Genomic DNA, 24,911 nt, shown 5'->3' on the forward strand with positions numbered 1-24,911 from the left:
CGTGTGCGACTATCCATTTAGGACGTGCCAGACCCGGCGTCCAAGCATCGGAGTCAGCACGCCGTAGGTCAATATAAACGCGCCCGTTGCCCATTCGATTGGTCCCACGACACTCAGCACCGCGAAGGCCGCGAGGCCTAGTACTGAGACAGTGCCCTGTGTGACAAGAAGGAATCTTTCTTGATGACTCATTGTCAAAACGAGAGAGAACACCGCGGACAGAGCGAAGAAGACCTGTCCGAGAATGAGCAAGACGAGTACAAGATCGTGTTCCATCTCGAGCTGTGCGAACCCGTAGATCGGGCCGCGAAGGAGCAGTAGGAGGCCGCCGAACAGCAGGCTTGCCGCAGCAACGGCGAGGATCATTTGACGCGTCAACCGTCGAAGCTCAGAAAATTCCCCTCGTGAGTATAGGGAAGCCAGCCGGGATGCGAAGGTGAAATTGACCGCCAGCATTACCAGGCTCACAAGGGAAGCCATTTTGAAGCTCACGTTGAAGCTCGTGTAGATGGCCCCTCCGTATGCCGTCGGAACTATCAGCAGAGCCCCCCAGTTGAGAACCTGCTGCGATAGGACAACGCCCCCAAGGTGGTTAGCTGACGCTCGATCAGATCGCCCCTGCTGGTCAAGGCTGCGGCCTAGGTCCTTGGACCGGAACTGTGGACGAGCGACGGGGAACACCCACACGACTGTCACGTACGACAAGATTGCGCCTGTCCCATATATTGCGAAGAGCCCTAACGCTGATGTCGGTACGTTGAATGCAACAAGCGTGACCAGCCCGATGAAAGCGATCCCGGGGATCAGAATGCTGAGAACCAATGTCGCGAAGGTCACCCGCCCGACACCTTGGTAGACGCGTCCACCGCATGCTGAGAGTGCAATGGCAGCCGAAACTACGAGCGCTGCAACCAGCTCTACCCAGGTTGTACCGATGGCAGAGGGCAGCGGCGTGAGGGCCGCGGCTGCGACGATTAACCCTGCGACTACTACCCAAACCGTGACTCGCCTGTGCGACAGCACGAGGAGTTGTGATGCGACTTGCACCTGCCTGTCGATGTGGGCGGTCGCAATGCGCCTGACAATGATCTCGTCCATGCCCCAACGAAAACACACCGCTGCGATAGTCGTGATGTTGAAGAGAAGAAAGAACTTCGCTGCGGCTTCCGTATCCAGAAAGCGAGCTACGACGAGCGCTAGCAACACGGAAATCCCGGAGCCAAGACCGCGCAGAACCAGTATATTCAGGGCTTTCCCGACTTGGCCTCGGCGTGACATAAAGGTTCCCGTCAGCGCTCGGTGAGTGCGTCGAAAATTGCGCTGTTGAGCTCGTCGAGTTCTGCTTCAATGCAGCGAAGGGCAGCCGGATCGACTAATCGCTGCTTCGTACCCCAGATTGACTCGGGGAAATGGCTGTCCCAGTCGAACCGCGCAATCACGTGCCAGTGAAGGTGGGGAACTAGATTCCCCAATGACGCGATGTTCACCTTCGATGGCTTAAGTCGCTGGATCAATACTGATTCCACCGCAGCCACTAGTTCCATGCACCGGCCACGCTCACTGGCCTGTATCTCACTGAATTCGGCGACGTGGGAGCGTGCGATCACGCGGTAGTAGGCCGGGAAGTCTCTGTCCTCAACAGAAACAACCAGCCATTTGTCGTCCGACCAGACGATCTGACCGCCAGACGCCCTGCAGAGAGGGCATGCTTGATTGGATTCGGTGGGCGGCTCAAGCATGACTGTAGCCTAGCGAGAGTTTCCTAGTAGCTCCGGTCCTAGATGTAGGCCGGGTCTCCCGATGTCAAAACCCAGGTGACGATGGCGTACGGCCTCCACCACCGCGATCGGGTCAGGGCGGGCTTGTCGCAGCTGATGAGTAGTCCGAGTCGGAACGGGTAGTCCACGTTGTTGTGTCTTCACTCAGGACATCGTTTTCAGTCTCACTCACGTCATGAGTTGCATCATCTCTCACGACATCATCGCTTACAGGTAGCGAGGGTGACGCCCGCTCTCCCCGGTCGACTATGAACGAGACCAGTCACATGCGCGAGCCCGCGCAGGTACCGCCCCAGCCCAATACCGACTGGCAGTGGAGGCGACTTCGCCGCCGCTATATCCGACGATCGCCTGTGAGAGATGGAGGCTAGGGCCGGCCTCTGCCGACTCGCTATCGCTGCCCAACGGCTTTGATTCGCGAGCCTCCTTGTGCCCTGCCCAGCGGCAGCAACGGACGGGCTAAACGGCTTGCCGAGGCATCGACACTCATCCCATGTCAGTGATCATGGGCCGTCACTTTTGTTGACAATGTGAACCCTAGTATTAGAGTGCGACTGATTGAACTCAGGCATCGAGACTATTCGAGTACGAAACGCGGTTGATCGAGGGGACGGAACATGGTCGATCTGTATGGGCGAGCCAACGATGAAGTCCCGGTAATTAATCTCGCTGATGCTCCTGGTGAACGTGAGGCATGGGATCGTCCGCGCTTTGTCGTCTATCTTTGGGCTGTCTGCGAGCTTCTGTTCGTGACAAACTCTTGGCAGATCAGCTCGAGTATTCGAGTTCGCGTTCTCCGAGCTTTCGGCGCGGACATTGGAAATGGCGTCGTATTCCGCCCTCGAACTCGCGTGAAGTTTCCATGGAAGCTTCACGTAGGCGATCGTTCATGGATCGGCGAGGGGGTCTGGTTTCACAACCAAAATCACGTCTACATAGGACACGATGCCGTCGTCTCTCAGGAAACCTTTGTGACAACCGGTAGCCACGCGCACCGGCGGGACATGGCTCTAGTCACGCGTCCGGTGTACATAGGCGACGGCGCATGGGTGACATCCCGCTGCATCCTCCTTGGCGGCGCAGACGTAGGCCGATCTGCCCTGGTCTCACCGCACACTGTGGTGGCGGGCGTCGTTCCCGCCGGCGTAATTTGGGGGCCTGCGGAACCTGGTCCCCTGGGGCGCCGCTTCCCTTCAGCCTCGGACTAGCTCCAGTAACGCCGAACGGAACCGTTGAGCCGTATACAGACGCAGCGTGGCTCTCAAGCCACGACCTACGTTTGTCGTTCGTGTGTGGTTTGTTTCTGACCCAACATTCTTGGGCCCTCCTAGTGAGGAATCGATCACGACGTATTGGGGCAAGTTCGCGGACCGAAAGGTTCAGTCCCGGCATGGTCGGCTTTGCGGCGCATGAGGTGCGCAAGCTGTTGGGCGAGGACGCGGGGATCAGATGCGCATACGGATGTACTGTTCGGCCCAGTGATTCGTCAGGGAGAACGATACAGCTGGAGTTTGTGACTTTGCCTGGCGAAAGGTCTCCGAGAAGGTCTGCGAACGGTAAGCAGTGACAACGTCGGAGACCTTATCCGGGACTTTGCCTCGGACGGCTGCAAGTGCCGGGCTGCGACGTGGAAGGGACACCCACCGCAGCAATGCGTTATCCCCTCCCTTCTCTAGGTGAAAAGTCCTAGGAGGCTGCTGGATAGCCTGGTTCAGCTGCCTCGCCGTGAGGCGTTGTGCGGTCGGAGACGATGGACATTTCCTCGCCTCCAACAGATCGAGAACCGACCCACTCGGCTAGACGCAGAAGGCTGCCCCATCTGTATCGTCCTATTTCTTGAGAATGCCCACGAGTTCCTCACGATCAAACACGACAAGTGCGTTCACCTGGGTTCTGTCCATCTTTGCCAAGGCATCCTCCATTCGGGTGCCCACCGGAACTCCGGCCGGGTTGTAGGTCATTAGATCACCGGCGATGCGATCAAAGACTGCGGGTCCGTACCGTTCCACGGCTCTCCGAAGGTCGCCGTCGGTGATGATGGCCCACATGTCCCCCTCTCGAACGAGCGTGAGGCCCAGGTTCGAGCCGGTGATCGCCTGGACGACCTCGATGAACCCCGCATTTGCAACAATGATCGGGAGCTGCGCCGTAATCATCTCGTCTTCGACCCGGCTCAACAGGCGACCGAGAGTGCCTCCAGGATGGAACCGTGCGAAATCTGCTGCCCCGAAGCCTCGCGCTTCCATAAGAGCAATAGCAAGCGCGTCGCCCATAGCCAGTGTCGCCGTGGTTGAGGATGTGGGTGCAAGATGCAATGGGCACGCCTCTTCTCGAACCGAAACATCTAGGCGGCAATGCGCCTTCGTCGCGAGTGTCGATGCTGAGTTGCCGGTCATCGCGATCAGGAAGTTGCCGCTGGCTGAGAGATACGGAAGTAGCTTGATGAGCTCCTCTGTTTCGCCCGAGTTCGAGATGGCGATGAACGTGTCTTCGGGAGTGACCATCCCGAGGTCGCCATGATATGCCTCCCCAGGATGCATGTAGAAACTGGGGGTCCCAGTGCTCATCAGCGTGGCCGCGATTTTGTGAGCTATGATCCCCGATTTGCCCATCCCGCACACGATTACGCGCCCTTTGGCGGTGAGCAAGTGCGCGACGGCGTCGGCGAACTGAGAGTCCAGCCGATCCGCCAGATCGCCCACCGCTTGGGCCTCGATCTTCAACACTCGTCGCGCCGATTCGATGGCCTTGTCATCAGCCACGCTCATCGCAGAGAACGCTCTAGATATGCACGCACGCGCTCGACATCCTCGTCAGTGTCAATCCCGCCAGGCGGAGCTGAATGCCAGGCCATGACGTGAATCGGAATGCCGAGCCACAGTGCACGCAACTGTTCGAGCCGTTCGATCCGTTCGTATTGGCACGGCGGTGCACTTGTCAGGGTCTGAAGTACATCGTTGCGGTAGGCATAAATCCCCAGATGGCGCCTATGGGTTGTCGGGTCCATTGCCTCGAACTGGCGATCCCGATCAAATGGAATGACAGCACGGGAGAAGGTAATAGCGCTCTCGTCTTCTCGCACCATGACCTTAACCACGTTGGGGTCCAGAATCTCTGCGCGGTCGGCAATCGGCACCGAAACGGTACCCATCGAGAACCCTTCGCGCGTTCGGCAGAATTCTGCAAAGGCGAGAAGAAGGTCACCGGGAATCAGCGGCTCGTCCCCTTGCACGTTGATGACGAGATCGTCCATCGCCCAACCACGCTCCCGCGCAACCTCGGCCACGCGGTCGGTGCCGGACTCGCAAAGTGGGCTTGTCATGGCGACGCTGGCACCATGCTTCTCCAGCACCATCGCCACCCGTTCATCATCGACCGCCACAACGACATCGACTTCTCCCAGCGAGTGCTGCACCGCCTCCAGCACCCGGACAATCATCGGTTTGCCGCCTAGATCGACCAGGGGCTTCCCGGGCAGCCGGTGCGATCCGAATCGTGCCGGGATAACGACATGCAACCCGTGCTCACTGGATTGCACGATGCACGCCCCACTGGCCGATGAGCGGCGCGTAAGCTTGCTCAATGCTCAAGCCCGCTGAGTCCAATATGTACTCTGCAGCCTCCCGTGCTGCGCCGCGTCCCCCTGCTGTTGAGAGTACGTAATCTGCGCTCTGCTTCACGAGAGGATGCGCGTCCGCCGGTGCATAAAATTGCCCAACGAGGCCGGCGAGCGGAAGATCGACGACGTCATCGCCAACGTACGCGACCTCATCTGCTGTAAGCCCTGCTCGTTGGAGGATTTCTGCGAGGGCTTCTTGCTTGTCTATGCGGCCGGTGATGGCCAGATCAATTCCCAGTTGCGTGATGCGAAAGTCCAAGGATGGGCTCGACTTTCCCGACAGAATGCCCGTTCTTATACCGTGTGCACGCAGTAGCGCAACCGCGAGCCCGTCTCGCACGCTAAACCCTTTGTACGCTTCTCCGGCACTTCCGATGAACAGCGTGCCATCAGTCAGCACACCATCAACATCAAGGAGAAGCAGCTTGATCACCCCCCCATACTCACTGCTGTGCGTCATGCGATCTCGAGTGCGGGAAAGGACTTGACAAGGGTGTCGACGGCCAGGACCTGCTCCAAGAAGGGCTTGAGGAGATGAAGCGGGAGTGCGCTAGGCCCGTCGCATCGGGCATTGTCCGGGTCCGGGTGAGCTTCCAGGAACAGCCCAGCAATACCCAGCGACATTCCCGCACGGGCGAGTTCGAGTACCTGGCGGCGTCGCCCACCTGATGCTGCACTACCAGGTTCCCGACGCTGCAGGCTGTGCGTGACGTCGAAAATTGCGGGGAGCCCACCAGTCGCCTCGATCATGTCACGGAATCCGAGCATATCGACGACCAAGTTGTCGTATCCAAACTGGCTGCCCCGCTCGCAGAGAATGATATTTTCGTTGCCCGCCTCGCGGATCTTTGCCGCGATATTTTCCATCTGTGTCGGACTCATGAACTGCGGCTTCTTGACGTTCACGGCACGTCCGGCTCTCGCGATCGCAGCAACGAGGTCTGTTTGTCGCGCCAGAAATGCGGGAATCTGCAAGACGTCAACGACTTCGGCGACCGGAGCGGCTTGATCGGGTTCATGTACGTCAGTGATGATCGGGACGCCGAATGTCTCTTTAACTTCCCGGAAAATTTCCAGCCCGGCCTCTAGGCCGACTCCACGGTATGAGGTGATCGAGGACCTGTTTGCCTTGTCGAACGATGCTTTGAAAACGTAGGGAATTCCCAGCTCCGATGTCACCTGTACAAATCTCTCGACGGCGCGAAGTGTTGAGTCCCGGTCCTCGAGCACATTTATGCCGCCAAAGAGTGTGAACGGCAAATCATTCGAGACATGAACACTATTTCCGACTGACACGCGCACAGAATCCATTTGGTCTCCCCTTGTTGGACGCCATGGGGTTCGTCCCATGCCATTCTTCGAATGAATGTTACAGGCTCTCAGTCTCCCGCTACATCGCCGCCCTGCAGCTTCCGGCCTGCAGGATGGACGAGTTGTCGTGAAGAGGTAATGGAGACCTGCGGCATTTACAGCACCCCAGAGGTCTTAAGCGGACCGCGCCGAATAAGTGATAAGTAGGCCTTCTTGTGGCCCTGCTGTCGGATCTCCATGAGGGTGTCGAAGGTCTGGATAGGGGGTCTGCATTAAGGAGAACTTTGTGGCACTGAGAGCGATTGACGGGAGAATCAGGAGTGCCTCCGGAGGTAGGGAGCCGGCAAGCGCCAGTACTTCTCTGAGTCATCGATGGTCGAGCTAACCACCATCGACAACCCCCTCGAGGTCATCGAGACAGTGAGCCTCCTCTAACTCGCCACCGCATTAGCGGGACAGACCACACGGTGTTGAGAGACTCGGCGGTTGTGACCTGCCGCAGGGGACTGTTAGTGCTCGGAGGTAGGGTCGCGCTTGCTTGGCTAGACATCAACAACAATCCCGGTGTGTTTGGACGCCAAACGAGCTTGAACCTTCTGGGGCCATGAGCCGGAGGTGGCCACCCGCAAAAGCTAGGCTAGGGCTGCAAACCTGCGTTGAGCCCGAACCTCGGCCTTGTCCAATCTCTGCCCGACAATTCGCGATGAAGGAAGTCTCCCACTGTGACCCGTCTTGATGCGCAAACCTCGCTGTCTGCGACTGCTGAGAACCAGCCACTCCGCGTACTCGTGATCGGTTTGAATTACGCGCCCGAGACAACTGGCATTTCTCCATACACGAGTGCTTTTGCAAGAGGCCTTGCGCTACGTGGCATGGAAGTATCTGCATTAACTGCTCATCCGCACTACCCAGAGTGGAAAGTGCACGAGGGGTACGGTCGCTGGACGAGCGCCGAAGTTATCGATTCAGTCCCTGTGGTTCGGCTGCGGCACTACGTTCCGGCAAACCCGGGCGGTCTAAACAGACTCGTATCGGAGGTCTCATTCGGCCTGCGCCTGCTGTTCGCGCGGTGGGAAAGCCCCGACGTGGTGGTTATGGTGTCACCGGCGTTGTTCTCCACCGCAATAGCAATGCTACGTGCACGATTGACCCCCCGACGGCCGCTCGTCAACGTTTGGGTTCAAGACATATACAGCCTGGGTATCACTGAAACTGGGATGGGCAACGGCCCGGTGGCCCGTCTAATCACCTGGGTGGAGAAAGTCACGCTTGGCGCCGCTCAGGGGGTCGTTGTCATTCACGAACGATTCGGAGAGCACCTCAAGACGAGGCTTGGCGTACGCCCTGAGATGATTCGTGTCGTCCGCAACTGGACACACCTGGACGCCGTTGCGCCGACTGATGTCGCGGCCACTCGTGCGCGCTTCGGCTGGAAAGACGGCGAGACGGTCGTGCTTCATGCAGGAAACATGGGTGTCAAACAGGGCCTTGAAAACGTCGTCCATGCCGCCGTGCTTGCCGACCAACAGGAACAAGGCGTTAGGTTCGTGCTGTTAGGTAACGGCAGTCAACGGGATGAGCTCCAGGCACTCGCCAAGGGCGTAGAGCGGCTCCAATTCATCGGATCGTTGGACGATGCAGGGTTCCAGAATGCTTTAGCCGCTGCAGATGTGCTGCTCGTCAACGAGAAACCCGGGGTCTCGGAAATGGCGGTTCCTAGCAAGCTGACTTCGTATTTTAATGCTTCTCGTCCGGTGATTGGCGCGACCGACCCGGATGGGCTAACGGCCAGCGAAATCAACGCTGCTCAAGGTGGTCAGGTTGTGCGCGCAGGCGATCCGCAGGCGCTTCTCAATGCCGCTCTCGAGATGCGATCCGATCCAGCACTTGCCGCGGCTCTCGGTGCCAACGGGTTTCGGTACCGCACCGAGATGCTCAGTGAGACGGCCGCTATTGATCAGTTCGCAGGCTGGCTGCGCACATTGGTCGCCCGGTCAGCTGGCCGCCGATGACGCTTCCGGCCTGCCTCGTTTTGCGCCACCGCTGCCGAATCCATATGCTCAGCGTTAAGCGAATCAGCCGGGCATAGACGACGGACGTCATGTCCGATCGCTACTGCCTTAGACACATGGGGAGTCAAAGTGAGTAAACGTGCGTTTATTACGGGGATCACGGGGCAGGACGGCTCTTACCTGGCGGAGCTGTTGCTCGCAAAAGGCTACGAGGTTCATGGCCTGATTCGTCGAGCATCCACTTTCAACACGTCAAGGATCGACCACCTGTACGTGGACCCGCACGACCCTTCGGCGAAGCTGTTTCTGCACTACGGCGACCTGAGCGACGGTTCTCGTCTGGTGACTCTGCTGGCTGAAATCCAGCCCGACGAGGTCTACAACTTGGCCGCGCAGTCGCACGTGCGAGTGTCATTCGACGAGCCCGAGCACACTGGCGACACCACTGGAATGGGTACTATTCGACTGCTTGAGGCTGTGAGAATGGCGGGCATTCACCCGCGCTTCTACCAGGCATCGAGCTCAGAAATGTTCGGCGCGACGCCCCCGCCGCAGAACGAGGAGACTCCCTTTTACCCGCGCTCACCGTACGGTGCTGCCAAGGTGTACTCCTATTGGGTCACCAAGAACTACCGCGAGGCCTACGATATGTTCGCCGTGAACGGCATCCTGTTCAACCACGAGTCCCCCCGCCGCGGCGAGACTTTCGTGACCCGCAAGATCACGCGCGCCGTCGCCGCGATCAAGGCCGGCACCCAGGACCACGTGTACCTGGGCAACTTGGACTCGATCCGAGACTGGGGCTACGCGGCCGAGTACGTGGAAGGCATGTGGCGGATGCTTCAGGCTGACGAGCCGGACGACTTCGTGCTTGCGACCGGCGGTAATTTCACCGTGCGCGACTTCGTCGAAACCTCGTTCAACCACGCTGGCTTGAACTGGGAAGACCACGTCAAGTTCGACGAACGCTACCTCCGCCCGACCGAGGTCGACGCTCTCGTTGGCGACGCGTCCAAGGCACACGACAAGCTGGGCTGGAAGGCCGAAGTCGACACCGCAGAACTCGCACGCATTATGGTTGACGCGGATATCGCGGCGCTGGAGCACTCCGGACGGCCTTGGATCGACGAGGTCAAGCTCACTAGCTGGGGAACTAAGTAACAGTGGCCCCCTCGATTACTGACGATCGTGACCAGGTCGACTTCACCCCGGCACCCCTTGACCGGAATGGTCGGTTCTACGTGGCCGGACACCGCGGACTTGTCGGGTCCGCCATCTGGAGGCGCTTGGAATCGGAGGGGTTCACAGACCTCGTCGGGCGCAGCTCGACCGAACTCGACCTAAAAGACCGCGACTCAGTCTTTGCGTTCTTTGCGGAGACAACGCCACGATACGTGGTCCTCGCGGCCGCTAAGGTCGGTGGAATTCTTGCCAACAGCACGTACCCTGTGGACTTCCTAAGCGACAACCTGCGCATCCAGGTGAACGTCCTCGACGCTGCCCTGAAGTACGGCGTGGAACGGCTCCTGTTCTTGGGCTCATCGTGCATCTACCCCCGCATGGCCCCGCAGCCGATTCACGAGGACACCCTGCTCACGGGGCACCTCGAACCCACTAATGACGCGTACGCAATCGCAAAGATTGCAGGCATCCTTCAGATTCAGGCGGTTCGGCGCCAGTACGGCCTGCCCTGGATATCCGCCATGCCCACAAATTTGTACGGGCCCGGTGACAACTTCTCCCCAAAGGGTTCCCATGTTTTGCCGGCGCTCATACGCCGTTATGACGACGCTGCCCAGTCTGGTGCAGCGAGTGTTACCAACTGGGGCACCGGCACTCCGCGCCGTGAGTTCCTACACGTTGACGATATGGCCGAAGCTTGCTTGCATCTGATGGAGCACTACGACGGCCCCGAGCAGGTGAACGTGGGCACAGGCAGTGACGTCACTATCCGTCAGATCGCCGAGACCATTGCCCGCGTTGTGGGCTTCACTGGCGCCACGGAATGGGACACCGACAAGCCCGACGGCACTCCGCAGAAACTGCTCGATGTAAGTAAGCTCGAGCAAGCCGGCTGGACGGCGAAGATCGGTCTCGAGGACGGACTGCGCACCACGGTGCAGTGGTACCGGGACCACACTCACAGCCTTCGCGAGTAGAAGTGAGTTTGACCGCTCCTATGCGCCCTAGATCCCGCAGGCGTGCCCGACGTAGCAGGAAGCAGCTCGCGCTGCTTGTAGGCGCGGGAGTGATTGTATTGGTGCTGGCTCTGGTGGCGTGGGTCGGAGTCCGGGCCTTGCTGGCACGCGGGGAGCTTGAAGGGGCCATCCCCTTGGCGTCCACCATGCAGGAGCAAGTGGTGGCAGGAGACGGAAACGCCGCGCGTCTCACTGGGATTGAATTAAGCGACAGGGCAGCTTCTGCGGCATCGTTAACCAGCGATCCTATCTGGCGTGTTTTTGAGGGGATTCCCGCCTTGGGCGCGAATCTGTCAGTGGCCCGGCAGCTAGCGGAGGTCGTCGACCACCTTGCGCAGGACGCAATCGTTCCGTTGTCCGATGTTGCTGGAGGACTTTCGGTCGATGCCTTCCGTCCAGTAGACGGTACAGTCGACCTTGCTCCTCTTATTGAGATCCAGCCGGCGATTGCGAAGGCGGCTAAAGCGATACTCGTCGCGCAGAGCCAAGTCGGCGAGGTCGACACCGCCGGGACTGTTGACGAAGTGGTCTCTGCCGCGGGTCGGCTCCGCTCGGCTGTTAACGCTGCCGCGTTGTCCATCACTGCTGTGGACAGGGCCGTCCGAGTTCTGCCTGCGATGCTAGGTTCGGAGGGACCCCGAAATTACCTTGTGCTTGTCCAGAATCCCGCCGAGTTGCGCTCGACCGGCGGAATTGTGGGCGCGGTCGCGATGATTCACACCGAAGAGGGGGCGATTCAGCTCACCCAACAGGCATCGGGCGCCGGCTTTCCCCGCTACCCCGAACCAGTGCTCGACCTCTCTACCGAGACTCGAGGGTTGTATGGCGACATCACCGGTCAGTACATGCTTAATGTTGGTCTGACTCCAAACTTCACGACTTCGGCGGCGCTAGCGCGTGAGATGTGGCGACTAGAGTTCGGGGTCGAGGTTGACGGAGTCCTCTCGCTCGACCCCATAGCTCTCGGATACATTCTTGGTGCAACTGGGCCCATAACTCTCCCAACTGGCGACGTTCTCAGTTCAGAAAACGCGGTGAGCCTGCTCTTGACGGATGTCTACGAGCGGTATGAGGATCCGGCGCAACAGGATGCCTTCTTCGCAGCAGCCGCCGCTTCGGTCTTCTCAGCTGTCGCAGCTGGTGACGTCGACCCGCTCACTCTCATCACAGCCCTCGGAAGGGCTGGCGCTGAACATCGCGCGCTTGTGTGGAGCGCAGACGTCGAGGACCAGGCTATTCTCGCCGACACGACCCTGGCTGGTGCACTACCCACGAGCGATGCTGAAACCCAAAGTTTCGGCCTCTACCTAAACGATGCGACCGGTGCCAAGATGGACACCTACCTCGATGTAGCCACGAGCGTTGGGCAGGAAACCTGTCGCAACGATGGCCGGCCCAATTATGCCGTCGAGGTCACTCTCACGAACGTGGCACCGTTAGACGCTGGAGCTACCCTGCCCGTTTACGTCACGGGGGGAGGTTTACACGGCGTAACGCCTGGAAACATTCGGACCATTCTTTCGCTTTATGGCACAAGTGAGCTCCAAAATCTTGGGCTGATCCAGGACGGACAGGTAGTGCCGTACCACCCCGCGAGCGACGACACCTATCAGGTGAGTTCCTTAAGCGTGGAGTTGAAGCCTGGTCAAAGCACGGTCTTGAGGTACAACTGGTTGGGCGATGTCCCGCAAGAAAAGGCCACTGAACTGCAAATGACACCCGTAATTCACAGAAATGAAACAATAAAGCTGGAAACGGTCTGTTAGTTACCCCTATTGTTAGCTGTATCCCCTTTCGGGGACGCTTCATTCGAAGCATCGCCAGTGTCGGCAAATTCATTGCACTACAGCAGGGGGTAGCACCATGTTCAAAAAGTCACTCGCGGCAATCGCGCTCGCGGTTCTCGCAGTAATCGCGGTTCCGACCGCAGCCAACGCCAACGGATACGCTCCGGCCGCGAATATCACCGTCACCGGCGATGTTGCGCCCGGGGGAATCGTTGTCATCAACTTCGCCAACAACACCTTCATCGCTGGCGAATCCGTTTCCTTCACGCTCACCGGCGAAAACGCCGCCGGCGCGACGCTCGCGACGTTCAAAGCAGTGGTCAACTCGCAGAGCCTCGTGAAGACGGCCACTGGAGAAGGCGCCGTTGCGCTTGACGTTACGCTTCCCACTAACGCTTCGGGTACCTACACGACCACGGCGACCGGCCTCACCTCCGGCACCGTCGGCACCGCTTCGCTGACAGTTGCGTCGGCTGACGCTGCGGCTGGCTCCTCCTCAGGCACCGGCACTTCCACCGGAGGCCTTGCCTCCACCGGCTACGACGCTCCGATGCTCGCCATCTGGGCCGCCGCCGGCGCACTTCTGCTCGGCATTGCCCTGATGGTTGCGCTGACCGTCGTGCGCCGCCAGCGCGCAAACGCATAGCTCACTAAACACACGGCTAGAGGCACCACCTGCCCGACACTGCGTGAGGTGACTAGCTAGCACCAAGAAGGCCCCGAACTCAGTTCGGGGCCTTCTCCTTTTAGGGTTCACCTGTACGTTCTCTTCGCGACTCTCTTCCGCCCGGGTGGCAAAGCCCGAGCCGGTAGGCTCGGAGCATGGGGAAAAAGGTATGAGGATTTCTGTAATCGGCTGCGGCTACCTTGGTGCCGTGCACGCGTCGGCCATGGCCGAGCTAGGCCATGATGTCGTGGGCATTGACGTTGACGAGAACAAGATATCCGCTCTTGGCGAAGGGCGCACGCCATTTTTCGAACCCGGTTTGCCCGAGGTGCTCACCTCCGCGCTGGCGTCTGGTCGTCTCCGCTTCAGCACTGACATCGCAGAGGCCGCCGGCGCCGAAGTGCACTTCGTGGCCGTGGGCACACCCCAGAAGAAGGGCAGCAACGCTGCCGATCTAACATACGTGAACGCTGCCGTTGAGGCGCTCCTGCCTCACCTGAACGCCGGTGACCTGGTGGTGGGCAAGAGCACGGTGCCGGTGGGCACCGCTGCCCGGCTGGCCGACCTGCTTGAAAGCTCTGAATCGGGCGCCGCGTTGGCTTGGAACCCCGAGTTTCTGCGCGAAGGATTCGCCGTTCAGGACACCATCAACCCGGACCGTCTGGTCTACGGCGTCCCCGCCGGCGCCGCAGGCGAACGAGCCGTCGCGCAGCTCAACGAGATCTACGCATCGGCAATGGCCGCAGACACGCCCCTTGTGGTCACCGACTACGCCACCGCCGAGCTAGTCAAGGTTGCTGCGAACGCATTCCTGGCCACGAAGATCAGCTTTATCAACGCCATGTCCGAAATCGCCGAGGTCTCCGGCGCGGACGTCACCCAACTGGCCGACGCGATCGGATACGACGCCCGCATCGGCCGCCGGTTCCTCAACGCCGGCGTCGGCTTCGGCGGTGGCTGCCTGCCCAAGGACATCCGCGCTTTCACCGCACGGGCCGAGGAGCTTGGACGCGGCGAATCCGTCGCCTTCCTCAAAGAGGTCGACTCGATCAACCTCCGACGCCGTCAGCGAGTCGTCGACCTTACAGTGTCCGCACTGGACCGCCCCATCTTCAACGCCAAGGTGGCCGTGCTCGGCCTCAGCTTCAAGCCGCACTCTGACGACGTGCGCGATTCGCCAGCGCTCGACGTGGCCGTTCAGCTGCGCGGGCTTGGCGCGGCCGTGGTCGCCACCGATCCGCAGGCGATTGAGAACTCCCGTGGCCGGCACCCCCAGCTCAGCTATTCCATAGACATTGAAGACACATTGCGCGGCGCGGCTGCCGTGGTCCTCGTCACCGAGTGGCCCGAGTTCAAAGACATTGACCCGGTCTGGGCAGCAACTCTCGTGGAAACTCCCACGATCATCGACGGACGCAACACACTCGACGCAGCCAAATGGCGCGCGGCCGGGTGGACTTATTACGGATTGGGCCGACCTTAATGGCAATGCAAAACCCCCGACTTGTCGCTTTCGACCTCGACGACACCCTCGCGGCGTCCAAGTCACCTATTGACCCGCGCATGGCAGATCTCCTGGTGCGCCTGCTCGACGTGGTGGAAGTGTGCATCATCTCCGGTGGACAGTTCGCACAGTTCACGATGCAGGTCATCGACAACCTCACCGCGGTCGACGACGCAGCATTGAAGCGCCTGCACCTGATGCCCACGTGTGGTACCCAGTACTACCGCCACCAGCCCGGTGGCTGGGAGCAGATCTACGCTGAGAACCTCACCGACGACCAAAAGCAGCGCGCCCTCACGGCCGTCGAGGAGACGGCCCGTGCCCTCGGCTACTGGGAAAGTGAGACCTGGGGGCCGATCCTCGAAGACCGCGGCTCGCAGATCACTTTCTCGGCGCTGGGCCAAGCTGCGCCGGTCGCGGCGAAGACTCAGTGGGACACCGACGGTGCTAAGAAGACAGCTCTGCGGGAAGCCGTGCAGGCGCTCTTGCCTGACCTAGAGGTCCGTTCCGGCGGCTCCACGTCGGTGGATATCACCCGCCGCGGCATCGACAAGGCCTACGGCATGAACCGGCTGGCCGAGCTGACCGGCATCCCGCTGGACGACATGCTCTTTGTAGGCGACCGGCTCGACGAGAACGGCAACGACTACCCGGTGAAGGCCATGGGCGTGGACTGCGTCGCCGTCGAGAACTGGGTAGACACCGCCGTGTTTCTCGAGGAACTCATCCCGACGCTGAATTCCGTTTCGAAGTAGGCCTAGGTCGCGCCGATGCCTCGGCTTCACCCTGGCTTGATGACATCGCATGCTCATCGATCTTTTCGTACATTGCGGTGAGGGGCTGCTCGATCTCGCGCTTGTACCATCGGCGAAGATTGAAACGGGTTGACGGCATGGTTACATCCTCTTCGGGGAGCATGTTCTTGCCACGTCGGCGGGTCCGACGCGTGTTCGCGACTGGGTAAGAGCTGCGAACGAGGTCAAGATACCCCGATGCGGTCTCTACGGCGACTGCCAGGGGTCGTGTTAAGGATGGCGCGGCGGTCTGAACGCTTGGTTCGCCCCGAACTGGGGCGTCCGTCCGGCCGATCAGAGGTCCAGGCGGACTGTTCCGGCCAATAGCATTTCTGCGGGGGACTTCCTCCGTGGGGACATGCTTCGATCTGACGATGCAAGCCGCACTGAACGGATCTGGGGCAGTCATGGGGAACAGGCGACGACGCATCAGGGATCACGGCATCATTGTGGCCATCACGATTACCGCGGCACTTGTGCTCGGCACGCTGGGCGCTGTGGCGCCCGCGACGGCCGCGCCCGCCAGCTCCGTCACAACGGGGAGCGTCGCCACGGCAGTAGCAGCCGCGGTCGCTCCCACTGCCATCATTCCCGTCCCCGTACCCCTGCCAGCGAAAACCTCGCTTTCGGGAACGGTGAGCGGGCGCACCCTAACCAGCGGTACGAAGCCGCTGGCGGGCGTGTATGTACGGGCGTTCACAGCCACCACATCGGTGGGCGCCGTCACCGACGCAACCGGCAAGTACACGCTCACGGGACTGAGCTCGGGCAGCTACAAGGTCTCTTACAACTCTTATGACACCAGCGCGGGCTTTGCCTACGCTAACCAGTACTGGCAGAACAAGGCCACCGAAGCGCAGGCGACCCCGATTACGGTGGGCAAGACCAGCCTCAACGGGTACAACGTGACCCTGCAGCAGGGCGCGACCATCTCGGGGCTCCTCACCATGAAGATCGGTACAAAGTCCACCCCGGCAACGACCGTGCGCAAGGTCACCACCTACCTCGACGGCAGCAAGATCGGGGTCGACCGGTACATCAACGTGGACGCCAAGGGTAAGTACAGCATCACCGGGCTCACCGCGGGCAGTTACAAGGTGAGCTTCGGCGATGTCGGGGCGAAGGCCGGGCTGCGCGGCGAGTTCTACAACAACGCCACAACCCTGGCGGCGTCGAAGGCCATCACGGTCGGATTCGCCAAGTCCATCACCGGCATCAACGCCGAGCTGGCCGGCAAACCCGACATCTATGTCTCCACGGGGGTGTACGGCAACATGGTCGTCGGCCAGCCGCTGACCGGCTACGTGTACACCGTGCCGTCGGATGCGACGGCGACGTACCAGTGGTACCGCAACGGGATCGCCATCACCGGCGCCACGAAGCTCGACTACACCACCGTGGCAGCGGACCTGGGCAAGACGGTGTCGATCACGGTCAAGGCCTCGAAGACCGGCTACACCGCGGCCTCGTCCACCGGGTCCGCCTGGAACGTCATCGCTCCCGGCGAGCTGGTCGCGAACCAGCCGAAGATCAGCGGCACCGCGAAGGTGGGCTCCACTCTGACGGCGACCGTCGGGCTGACGACCCCCAAACCGTCGAAGGTGACCTACGTGTGGCAGCGGTCCGGCACTCCGATCACCGGGGCGACGGCATCGACGTACAGGCTCGTCGCGCAAGACAAGGGCGCAACGATCAGCGTGCGCACCAAGGCGACGTTGGCCGGCTACAACTCGGCGACGCGGGTCTCCACGTCGACCGTGCGCGTTCCCTAACCGTCGAGGACCGACCATAAGCACCGCAACCAGAACACGGGCGGGCACGGCAGCGATCTGGCTGCTCGTGCTCGCCTCTGTGACGTTGCTGCCGGCCGCGTTCGACCGCTGGTTCCTGCCTAAGGATGCAGTCGCGGCGGTCGCAGTGCTGCTGGCCTCGCTGGCGGTGGCACGAGGGCGGCTGCCGCGCTGGTTTGTCGTCGCCGCTGCGGTGGCCGCGGCGCTCGCCTTGGTGGGGGTGCTGCTGTCGGCGGCGCCGGACGCGCAGCTGTGGGGCCGGTGGCCGCGGTACGAGGGACTGGTGGCGCTGCCGGTGTACTTCGGTGCAGTGTGGGCGGGGGCGCGACTGTTCGGGCCGGATGTGAGTGGCTTCCGGCTGCGCAGCCTGCCGCGGGCGGTGGCGACCGCCGCGATCGCGCTCGGTGCGGTGTCGTTGCTCGAGTCGTTCGGGGAACGGCCGTTTACGTCTGACCAGGAACGGCCGGGGGCGCTCACCGGTAACGCCACCGATCAGGGGCTGCTCGGTGCGCTGTTCCTGGCGCTGTTGGTGTTGCCGGTGCTCCGCGCCTGGACCGGCACAGACAACGTTGCGGGTGTCCGTCGCGGGGCTGCCCGGGTGGAGGCGGAACGGGCCTGGCTCACCGGCGGGCTCGTAATGGCCCTCGTGACCGTTGTGGTGTCCGCCTCGCGGTCCGGCCTGCTGGCCGCCGCGGTGGTCGTGGTGGTGCTCGGAGTGCTGGCCGTGCTGCGGGCACCGCGCGAGCAGATGCGCCGAGTATCCGTGCTCGGCATTGGTGCGCTGCTGCTGTTGGCCGGCGGGGCACTGCTGGTGCCGTTCACCCGGGACCGGGTGTTGGGCAGTAGCCCGCTCGCGGGCCAGTCGGCCGCGGCCCGGCTCGACTACTGGCGGCAGGCGGTCGACCTGGTCGGCGCGCATCCCTTCGGTGTCGGGGCGAGTGGGTTCCTCAACGCCAACGCGGGGTCGGCGGTGAGCGACAGCACCCTGGACTCACCGCACAACTGGCTGCTGCAGGTGGCCTTGGCCGGCGGCATCCCGCTGCTGCTCGTGGTGCTGGGCATCGCCGCATGGGCGGTGTGGAAGGGAGCGCGCCGCTGGTGGCGACTTGCCGGGCAGCCCGCGCATGCGTCGCACGCCGATCTGCTCGCCGCCGCGCTGGCCGGACTGGCCGGTTACGGCGTCGGCCTTCTCACCCATTTCACCGCCCCAGCCACCGCAATTCCGGCGGCGCTGCTGCTCGGTGTCCTTTTGGCCGTGCCCGCCGAGGGCGGATGGCGGGCGAACCCACGCAGAGCCGGCGCGTGGCGGGTGGGCGCCAGCCTCCGAACGGGCCTGCTTGCGCTCTGGGTCGTGTGGCTGATCGTACTGACCGGCGCCGAGGTCCCGTTGGCGGAGGGCGTGGCGGCCGCCAGGCGCGGGGACGTACCGGCGGCCGAAGCGGCGTTCGGGCGGGCGCAGGCGTTGCGGCCGTGGGACGCAGATCTGGCCAGCATCGCGGCGCAGTCGTTCGCAGCCCTGGCCGACGGGGGAGTGGCCGAGGCCGCTGCGCCCGCCGTGGTGTGGGCGGAGCGGTCGCGGATGACGTTGCCGGGCACGGTGGCCACCGAGAAGGCGTTAGTCGTCGGCCAGCTGGCATCCGACGACCTTAACGCCGCCGCGGGCACGCTCGCGAACCTGGCGGTGCTCGCCCCACGCGACTCCGGTGTCGCGGCGCAGTATGCCGTGGCGCTGTATCTGCAGGGTGATCTCGCGCAGAGCCGGGCGCAGGTGGACCGGGCGCTCGGCCTGGATCCCGCCGATGAACTGGCTCTAAGGGTGCGGGAAGCGCTCGACGCCCCCACCCCACTGCCAGCCGGGTAGGGCGCCACCGGTCGCCGCATTCGGTGCTGCCATTAGGCGCAGGAGCACCCCGGACGCGTGCCCCCAGTTCAGGGGTGCGCGCAGGGACCCGCCCTAGGCGGCCAACTGGCGTCGGTCTATGGTGTGCGCACCCACCCCCACCTGCTCAGGAGGCAACCCGATGCCCACAGCGCAGCACGCTCAACCGCGCCATCAAGCACCGCCACCGACCGGCCGCCGGGCCTGGCGCATCGTGTTTGTGGTGTTTGGGCTGTTCGCCGTGGTTGTGATGGGGGTCGCCGCGGTGACAGTGATGAACCTCACCAGCAGCTTCGATGCCGTCGAAAAGATCCCCGAGGCGTTCCCCACCGACGAGGCAGCCCGGCCGCCAGCAGCAACGGGGGAGGCCGCCACGGCGATGAACTTCCTGCTGCTTGGCTCCGACACCCGCGGCGCCACGTCCTCGTCCATCGCGAACATCGCTGGGCAGCGCTCCGACACCATCGTGATCGTGCACGTCCCAGCGGACCGGAAGCACCTCACCGTCATGTCCATCCCCCGCGACAGCTGGCTGGCGATCCCCGGCCACGGTGACGCGAAGATCAACGCGGCCCTGGCCTACGGCGGGGTGCCGTTGGCCGTGCAGACCGTTGAGAGCGTGATCGGCTCCCGCATCGACCATGTTGCGGTCGTGGACTTCGCCGGATTCAAAGCGGTGACCGACGCGCTCGGCGGGGTCGATATCGACAACCCGATCGCGTTCGATTCGTACCATCTGAAGGGGCAGACGTTCCCGCAGGGGGTTCAGCACATGGATGGCACCCAGGCCCTCGCGTTTGTGCGCGAACGGTACGCGTTCGAGGACGGCGACTTCCAGCGAGTACGCAACCAGCAGCTGCTGATCAGGGCCCTGCTGAGCGGGCTGATGCACAAGTCGGTGCTGGCCAACCCGGTGACCATGGGATCCGTGATTCAGGCCATACAACCGCACGTGGCCGTCGACGACGGGCTCACCTCCGGGGCGCTGGCCGCCCTTGGCGCGGAGCTGAACGGGGTGCGCTCCGAGGATGTGAGCTTCTTTACCGTGCCGACCGCCGGTACGGGCACGTCTCCGGACGGGCAGTCGATCGTGAACCTGGACTGGGCGGCGCTGCCTGGAGTGCAGGAGGCGTTCCGGGCCGACACCATGGAGGCGATCACGCCCGAGGTACAACAGGCGGCAGGTTAGCCTTCGGCGAGCTGCGCGGCGATTCGCTCGCTCTGCTCGGGGCAGTCCTTGGCGGCGGACTGCTCCAGCACGTTGTGGGCCAGCTGCACGCGGGCTTCTTCGGAGAGGTTCTCGGTTGCGTATGTGGCCAGCACCTTGTCAACTGCGGCGTTCAGATCGACGTCGGGGCGCTCCTCCAGGTTGGTGCAGACCATCTGGCTGTACAGGTTCACGGCAGTGGTGGTCTGCTTGACGACCTCCTCCGGTTCGGTGAGCGGAGTCGCCGACGGCGTGGGCGTGGCGGTGCGCGTCGTGGGCGCGGCCGTGGGCGTGCTGGCGGCGGAGCATCCGGACAACAGGATGAGGCCGAGGAGGACGGTGGCCGAAGCTATGGTGCGCATTGGGTGAGCATACCTATCCCGGCTGGGAGGAGCGAACCGGGCGAGGGCTGGCACCAGCGGGCGGGGGCTCAGAGCGAGTTCGCCTGTTGCAGGGCGATGGCCTGCACGACGATGACGGCCACGACGACCGCGGCGGCCGCGATGACGATCACGCGCGCGGCGAGCATTGCGTTGCTGTGCTCGTTTCGCCGGTACCAACGCCTGAGCCGACGAGTTCGCCGGCGAAATCCCATGGCAGGAGGCTACCGAAAACCTGCATGCTTTCGAAAGCCCTCGATGACCCCAATTGTGGGCGCGGCCAGGGGCGCTGGCCTAGCCGCCTCCGGGGGCCCGGTCTATGGTGGCGTCACCGTCTACCCGATCGGTTTGCGAGAGGCCCCCAATGACCGCAGTCCCGTCCGCTCCGCCGCGTCAGGGCGCCGCCGCCCCCGCGCCACGGAGCCAGACGTGGCGGATAGTGATCGCGGTGAACATCGTGATCGCCCTCGTGGTGGCGGGACTGATCACCGCGGTGCTCTGGTCGGTCACCAGCACCTTCCAGTCGGTGGAGAAAATCCCCTTCGCCTTCCCGCCTGACGCGGGCCGCCCGCCGGTGACCACCGGGGAGGCGACCGAGGCGCTGAACTTCCTGCTGCTGGGCTCCGACAACCGCGGCGCCAGCGGCTCGATGACCGACCTCGCCGGGCAGCACTCTGACACCATCGTGGTCGTGCACGTGCCCGCCGACCGCAGCGGCCTGAGCGTGATGTCGATTCCCCGGGACAGCGGGGTGGATGTGGCCGGGCAAGGCGAGACGAGCATCAGCGCCGCGCTCTCCGTCGGCGGGGTACCGCTGGCCGTGCAAACGGTGGAGAGCCTGATCGGCGTGCGCGTCGACCACGTGGCGCTGATGGACTTCGCCGGGTTCAAGGCGGTGACGGATGCGCTCGGCGGGGTGGACGTCAACAACCCGACCGCCTTCGACTCCTTTTACCTCGAGGGGCACTACTTCCCGTCGGGCACGCAGCACCTCGACGGCACGGAGGCGCTCGCGTTTGTGCGGGAACGCGCCGCGTTCCCCGAGGGGGACATGCAGCGGGTGCGCAACCAGCAGCTTCTCATCGGCGCGCTGCTCGGCGGCCTGCTGCAGCAGGAGACGTTGACCGACCCGGGCAAGGTGGGAGCGGTGATCGGGGCCGTCGTGCCGCACCTCGCGATCGACCAGGAGCTCACCTCGGGTGATCTGGCGGCGTTGGGCGTGGCGATGCGGGACGTGCGCGCGGATGACGTGGCGTTTTTTACGATCCCGACGGCGGGGTTGAGTGGTCGGACCGGCGTTGACGGACATGCGGTAGTGAACATTGACCGGGCGGCGCTGCCGGCGCTGCAGGAGGCGTTCCGGAACGACACGCTCAGTGGGGTGGTGCCGCAGTTCCAGGCGGCTGGGTGACCCGCGCTGCCGCTGTTTGGAGGTTGGCTCGCGGGGTCTCGACAAGCTCGACCAGCGGATGGGGCGCGACCGCTCGTTGGCTTGCGGGGTCTCGACAAGCTCGACCGGCGGACGGGCGCGACCGCTCGTTGGTCGAGCTTGTCGAGACCTGGTGTCCTACGTGACGGGGGCGCGCTGGGCGCGGTCGCGGGCGGTGACGGCGTCTAGGAGGAGCACCGCCAGCAGGGCGCCGAAGACGGCGCCGGTGGTGTTGGCCATTACGTCGAGAATGGTCGCGAACCGGCTCGGCAGGAACACCCGTTGGCTGGACTCGATCAGGCAACTAACTGTGAAACCGGCTGCCACAGCCAACCACCACCGGCTGGCACCGACCAGAACCACGCCCAGCAGCCCCACAGGCAGGAACAGGGCGATGTTCGCGCTGTACTCGACCAGCTGGTAGTTCACCCAGTCCGGCACGCCGTGGGCGTGTAGTCGGGCGAGAACACTGGTGATGGTGCCGGCCGCGCCCCGGTCCACCGGGGTGGGCCAGAACGCGATCAACGCAAGCGCCACCAGGTAGGCGGCGGAGAGCCAACGGGCCACGCGGCGTAGGGCGGCGTGCCGCCGTTGCGTCACTGCGTTCACGCGACCTCCCTCACACACTCAGGTCAGCCATCCTGCACGGTTCATTGCGGGACGACATCACCGTCAACGGACCAGATCCCCAGACTAGTGACCCCGGTGGGGGAGGGGAACCTGCTCAGTGGCCGGCGTGTGCCTCGACGCGCTTGGGCAGCAGGAACACCAGGAGCAGGGCGACGACGCTGAGCGCGGCGCTGACCGCCATGGCCACGGTGGCGGCGTCGGTGAAGCCGGTGGCCAGCGCCTCCGGGCCGGGACCGGCCACGACGAGGGTGCCGAAGAACACGCTGCCGACCACGGCGATGCCCGCCGCGCTGCCGACCCGCTGCATCACACCGACGACGCCGCTGGCCGCGCCGGCCTCGGTCGGGTCGACGGTGGCGACGATGAAGGCGACGTTCGGGGCGATGAAGCATCCGCTGCCGAGGCCCGCGATGAACAACGGCGGCAGCAGCAGCCAGTGGGTGAGGTCGGCCGGGTTGGTGAGCAGCAGCACCAGCCACACCCAGACCAGGCCCACGGTGACCAGGGCCACGCCGGCGACGAGCACGGTGCGGCCGAGGCGCTGGGTGAGCCGGTTGCTCTGCGACGACGCCACGATCGAGCCGATCGCGAACGGGATGGACACCAGGCCCGATTCGAGGGCGGTGTGGCCGAGGCCCGCCTGCCAGAGGATCGAGATGGTGAAGAAGATGCTCGTGAAGGCCGCAAAGTAGACCAGAGCCAGAATGACACCGCCGGTGAAGGCGGGGTGCGAAAACAGGTGCGGCGGCACGAGCGGGCTCTGGCCGCGCTTGCTCACCCGGATCTCCCAGGCGCCGAACGCCACGATCAGCAGCGCACCGGCGGCGAGCACCAGGTAGGTCCAGAGCGGCCAGCCCTGATCCTGGCCCTCGATCAGCGGCACGAGCAAGGCCACCAGGCCGGCGGAGACGAGCAGCAGGCCCACCCAGTCGATGCGCGACGAGGCGGATGCGTCGGGTGCGGCGGCGGCGCCGGTGCCGGAGGGCAGCAGGACCGCGGCGGCGATGAGCGCGACGATGCCGATGGGCAGGTTCACCCAGAACACCAGCCGCCAGCCCTCTTCGGCGCCGAACGCCTCGATGATCAGGCCGCCCACGATCGGGCCGAGCGCGGTGGAGACTCCGATGACCGAGCCCATGATCGCGAACGCCTTGCCGCGGAAGCGGGGCGGGAACATCAGCTGGATGACGGCGGTGACGGCGGGCACGAAGATGCCGCCGGCCAGGCCCTGCACGACGCGGGCGATGATGAGCTGCAGGTCGTTCTGCGCCAGGCCGCAGGCGAGGCTGGCGGCGGTGAAGAGGGCGAGGCCGGTGAAGAACACCCATTTGTGGCCGATGCGGTCGCCGATGCGGCCGGCGGGGATGAGCGCGAGGCCGAACGCGAGGGCGTAGCCGGAGATGATCCAGGAGAGGGTGGCTTCGGAGGCGTCCAGGCTGGTCTGGATGCTGGGCAGCGCCACGTTCACGATGGTGGTGTCGAGCAGCGCCATGAACATGCCGGCGAGGAGCACGATGAGGGCCTGCCAGGCGCGGCGGGACACAACCGGAGCGGCAGTGGCGGAGTCAGCCATGGAGGGAACCTTTCGTAAGCGCAGAAAAACCCCCACTCGACTGAGTGGGGGTTCTAGCTGTCGGGGTAACAGGATTTGAACCTGCGACCTCGTCGTCCCGAACGACGCGCGCTACCAAGCTGCGCCATACCCCGATGGTCCTGTGGACCTCGACAAGTATAACCCCATCGGTCCGCCCCCTTTGGACAAGGTGGTCGCGGGGTCTCGACAAGCTCGACCAGCGAGATGGTCGCGACCGATCGCTGGGTCGGTTTCGACAAGCTCGACCAGCGAGATGGTCGCGACCGATCGCTGGGTCGGTTTCGACAAGCTCGACCAGCGAGATGGTCGCGACCGATCGCTGGGTCGGTTTC

General features: G+C 63.2%; 20 protein-coding genes and 1 tRNA gene. 11 read left to right on the forward strand and 10 right to left on the reverse strand.

Translation table 11 applies throughout. The annotated features are described in order from the left end of the window. Positions 1–9 precede the first annotated feature (9 nt). The 6 genes from ACU5E9_RS16085 to kdsA all read right to left on the reverse strand — a co-directional run bounded on the left by ACU5E9_RS16085 (position 10) and on the right by kdsA (position 6,708). Positions 10–1,098: a hypothetical protein gene (locus tag ACU5E9_RS16085; RefSeq protein ID WP_456810896.1), complete on the reverse strand. Its 1,089-nt coding sequence runs from the start codon at positions 1,096–1,098 to the stop codon at positions 10–12. Between the two features lie 191 nt (positions 1,099–1,289). Continuing rightward, positions 1,290–1,739, reverse strand: coding sequence for an HIT family protein (locus ACU5E9_RS16090; protein ID WP_456810897.1), 450 nt, complete (start codon positions 1,737–1,739; stop codon positions 1,290–1,292). Between the two features lie 1,868 nt (positions 1,740–3,607). After that, positions 3,608–4,540: a KpsF/GutQ family sugar-phosphate isomerase gene (locus ACU5E9_RS16095; RefSeq protein WP_456810898.1), complete on the reverse strand. Its 933-nt coding sequence runs from the start codon at positions 4,538–4,540 to the stop codon at positions 3,608–3,610. A 2-nt stretch (positions 4,541–4,542) separates the two neighbouring features. Beyond that, positions 4,543–5,316, reverse strand: a complete 774-nt coding sequence (gene kdsB, locus ACU5E9_RS16100; protein ID WP_456810899.1) for a 3-deoxy-manno-octulosonate cytidylyltransferase — start codon at positions 5,314–5,316, stop codon at positions 4,543–4,545. After that, positions 5,303–5,830 (reverse strand): KdsC family phosphatase, encoded by a 528-nt coding sequence (locus ACU5E9_RS16105; protein ID WP_456810900.1) that lies wholly within the window; start codon positions 5,828–5,830, stop codon positions 5,303–5,305. Before ACU5E9_RS16105 ends, kdsB begins: the two co-directional genes overlap by 14 nt. A 23-nt stretch (positions 5,831–5,853) precedes the next feature. Beyond that, the gene (gene kdsA, locus ACU5E9_RS16110; protein ID WP_456810901.1) at positions 5,854–6,708 is read right to left on the reverse strand and encodes a 3-deoxy-8-phosphooctulonate synthase; all 855 of its coding nucleotides are present in this window, start codon (positions 6,706–6,708) and stop codon (positions 5,854–5,856) included. 722 nt (positions 6,709–7,430) lie between these two features. Between kdsA and ACU5E9_RS16115 the strand changes: the two genes are divergently transcribed. From ACU5E9_RS16115 to ACU5E9_RS16160, 10 genes are all read left to right on the forward strand, one after another. After that, entirely contained in the window at positions 7,431–8,720 is a 1,290-nt protein-coding gene (locus tag ACU5E9_RS16115) for a glycosyltransferase family 4 protein (RefSeq protein ID WP_456810902.1), read from the forward strand. A 129-nt stretch (positions 8,721–8,849) separates the two neighbouring features. Next, positions 8,850–9,881 carry a GDP-mannose 4,6-dehydratase gene (gene gmd, locus ACU5E9_RS16120; RefSeq protein WP_456810903.1) on the forward strand — a complete coding sequence of 344 codons (1,032 nt, stop codon included), beginning with the start codon at positions 8,850–8,852 and terminating at the stop codon, positions 9,879–9,881. A gap of 2 nt (positions 9,882–9,883) precedes the next feature. After that, positions 9,884–10,879 (forward strand): GDP-L-fucose synthase family protein, encoded by a 996-nt coding sequence (locus ACU5E9_RS16125; RefSeq protein WP_456810904.1) that lies wholly within the window; start codon positions 9,884–9,886, stop codon positions 10,877–10,879. A gap of 89 nt (positions 10,880–10,968) precedes the next feature. Next, positions 10,969–12,684: a DUF4012 domain-containing protein gene (locus ACU5E9_RS16130; protein WP_456810905.1), complete on the forward strand. Its 1,716-nt coding sequence runs from the start codon at positions 10,969–10,971 to the stop codon at positions 12,682–12,684. A 97-nt stretch (positions 12,685–12,781) separates the two neighbouring features. Beyond that, a complete protein-coding gene (locus tag ACU5E9_RS16135) occupies positions 12,782–13,351 on the forward strand; it encodes a sortase (RefSeq protein ID WP_456810906.1) in 570 nt (189 codons plus the stop codon). A gap of 190 nt (positions 13,352–13,541) precedes the next feature. Continuing rightward, positions 13,542–14,855 (forward strand): UDP-glucose dehydrogenase family protein, encoded by a 1,314-nt coding sequence (locus tag ACU5E9_RS16140; RefSeq protein ID WP_456810907.1) that lies wholly within the window; start codon positions 13,542–13,544, stop codon positions 14,853–14,855. A gap of 5 nt (positions 14,856–14,860) precedes the next feature. Next, positions 14,861–15,631: an HAD-IIB family hydrolase gene (locus tag ACU5E9_RS16145; RefSeq protein WP_456810908.1), complete on the forward strand. Its 771-nt coding sequence runs from the start codon at positions 14,861–14,863 to the stop codon at positions 15,629–15,631. A 446-nt stretch (positions 15,632–16,077) separates the two neighbouring features. Then, positions 16,078–17,442, forward strand: a complete 1,365-nt coding sequence (locus ACU5E9_RS16150; RefSeq protein ID WP_456810909.1) for a hypothetical protein — start codon at positions 16,078–16,080, stop codon at positions 17,440–17,442. 67 nt (positions 17,443–17,509) lie between these two features. Further along, positions 17,510–19,321, forward strand: a complete 1,812-nt coding sequence (locus tag ACU5E9_RS16155) for an O-antigen ligase family protein (protein WP_456810910.1) — start codon at positions 17,510–17,512, stop codon at positions 19,319–19,321. Between the two features lie 160 nt (positions 19,322–19,481). After that, positions 19,482–20,528, forward strand: coding sequence for an LCP family protein (locus ACU5E9_RS16160; protein ID WP_456810911.1), 1,047 nt, complete (start codon positions 19,482–19,484; stop codon positions 20,526–20,528). On the opposite strand, the gene ACU5E9_RS16165 is transcribed toward ACU5E9_RS16160, so the two are convergent. Further along, on the reverse strand, positions 20,525–20,908 hold the full coding sequence (locus tag ACU5E9_RS16165) for a hypothetical protein (protein WP_456810912.1): 384 nt from the start codon (positions 20,906–20,908) through the stop codon (positions 20,525–20,527). The two genes, ACU5E9_RS16160 and ACU5E9_RS16165, sit on opposite strands and share 4 nt — an antisense overlap. A gap of 382 nt (positions 20,909–21,290) precedes the next feature. Between ACU5E9_RS16165 and ACU5E9_RS16170 the strand changes: the two genes are divergently transcribed. Next, the gene (locus ACU5E9_RS16170; protein WP_456810913.1) at positions 21,291–22,337 is read left to right on the forward strand and encodes an LCP family protein; all 1,047 of its coding nucleotides are present in this window, start codon (positions 21,291–21,293) and stop codon (positions 22,335–22,337) included. Between the two features lie 156 nt (positions 22,338–22,493). Here the strand turns inward: ACU5E9_RS16170 and ACU5E9_RS16175 are convergent, their stop codons facing one another. The 3 genes from ACU5E9_RS16175 to ACU5E9_RS16185 all read right to left on the reverse strand — a co-directional run bounded on the left by ACU5E9_RS16175 (position 22,494) and on the right by ACU5E9_RS16185 (position 24,692). Next, positions 22,494–22,964 (reverse strand): VanZ family protein, encoded by a 471-nt coding sequence (locus ACU5E9_RS16175; RefSeq protein ID WP_456810914.1) that lies wholly within the window; start codon positions 22,962–22,964, stop codon positions 22,494–22,496. Positions 22,965–23,079: 115 nt separating this feature from the next. After that, positions 23,080–24,558 carry a DHA2 family efflux MFS transporter permease subunit gene (locus tag ACU5E9_RS16180; protein ID WP_456810915.1) on the reverse strand — a complete coding sequence of 493 codons (1,479 nt, stop codon included), beginning with the start codon at positions 24,556–24,558 and terminating at the stop codon, positions 23,080–23,082. Between the two features lie 60 nt (positions 24,559–24,618). Then, a tRNA-Pro gene (locus ACU5E9_RS16185) sits at positions 24,619–24,692 on the reverse strand. Positions 24,693–24,911 lie beyond the last annotated feature (219 nt).

It is taken from the genome of Cryobacterium sp. AP23, from assembly GCF_054075385.1.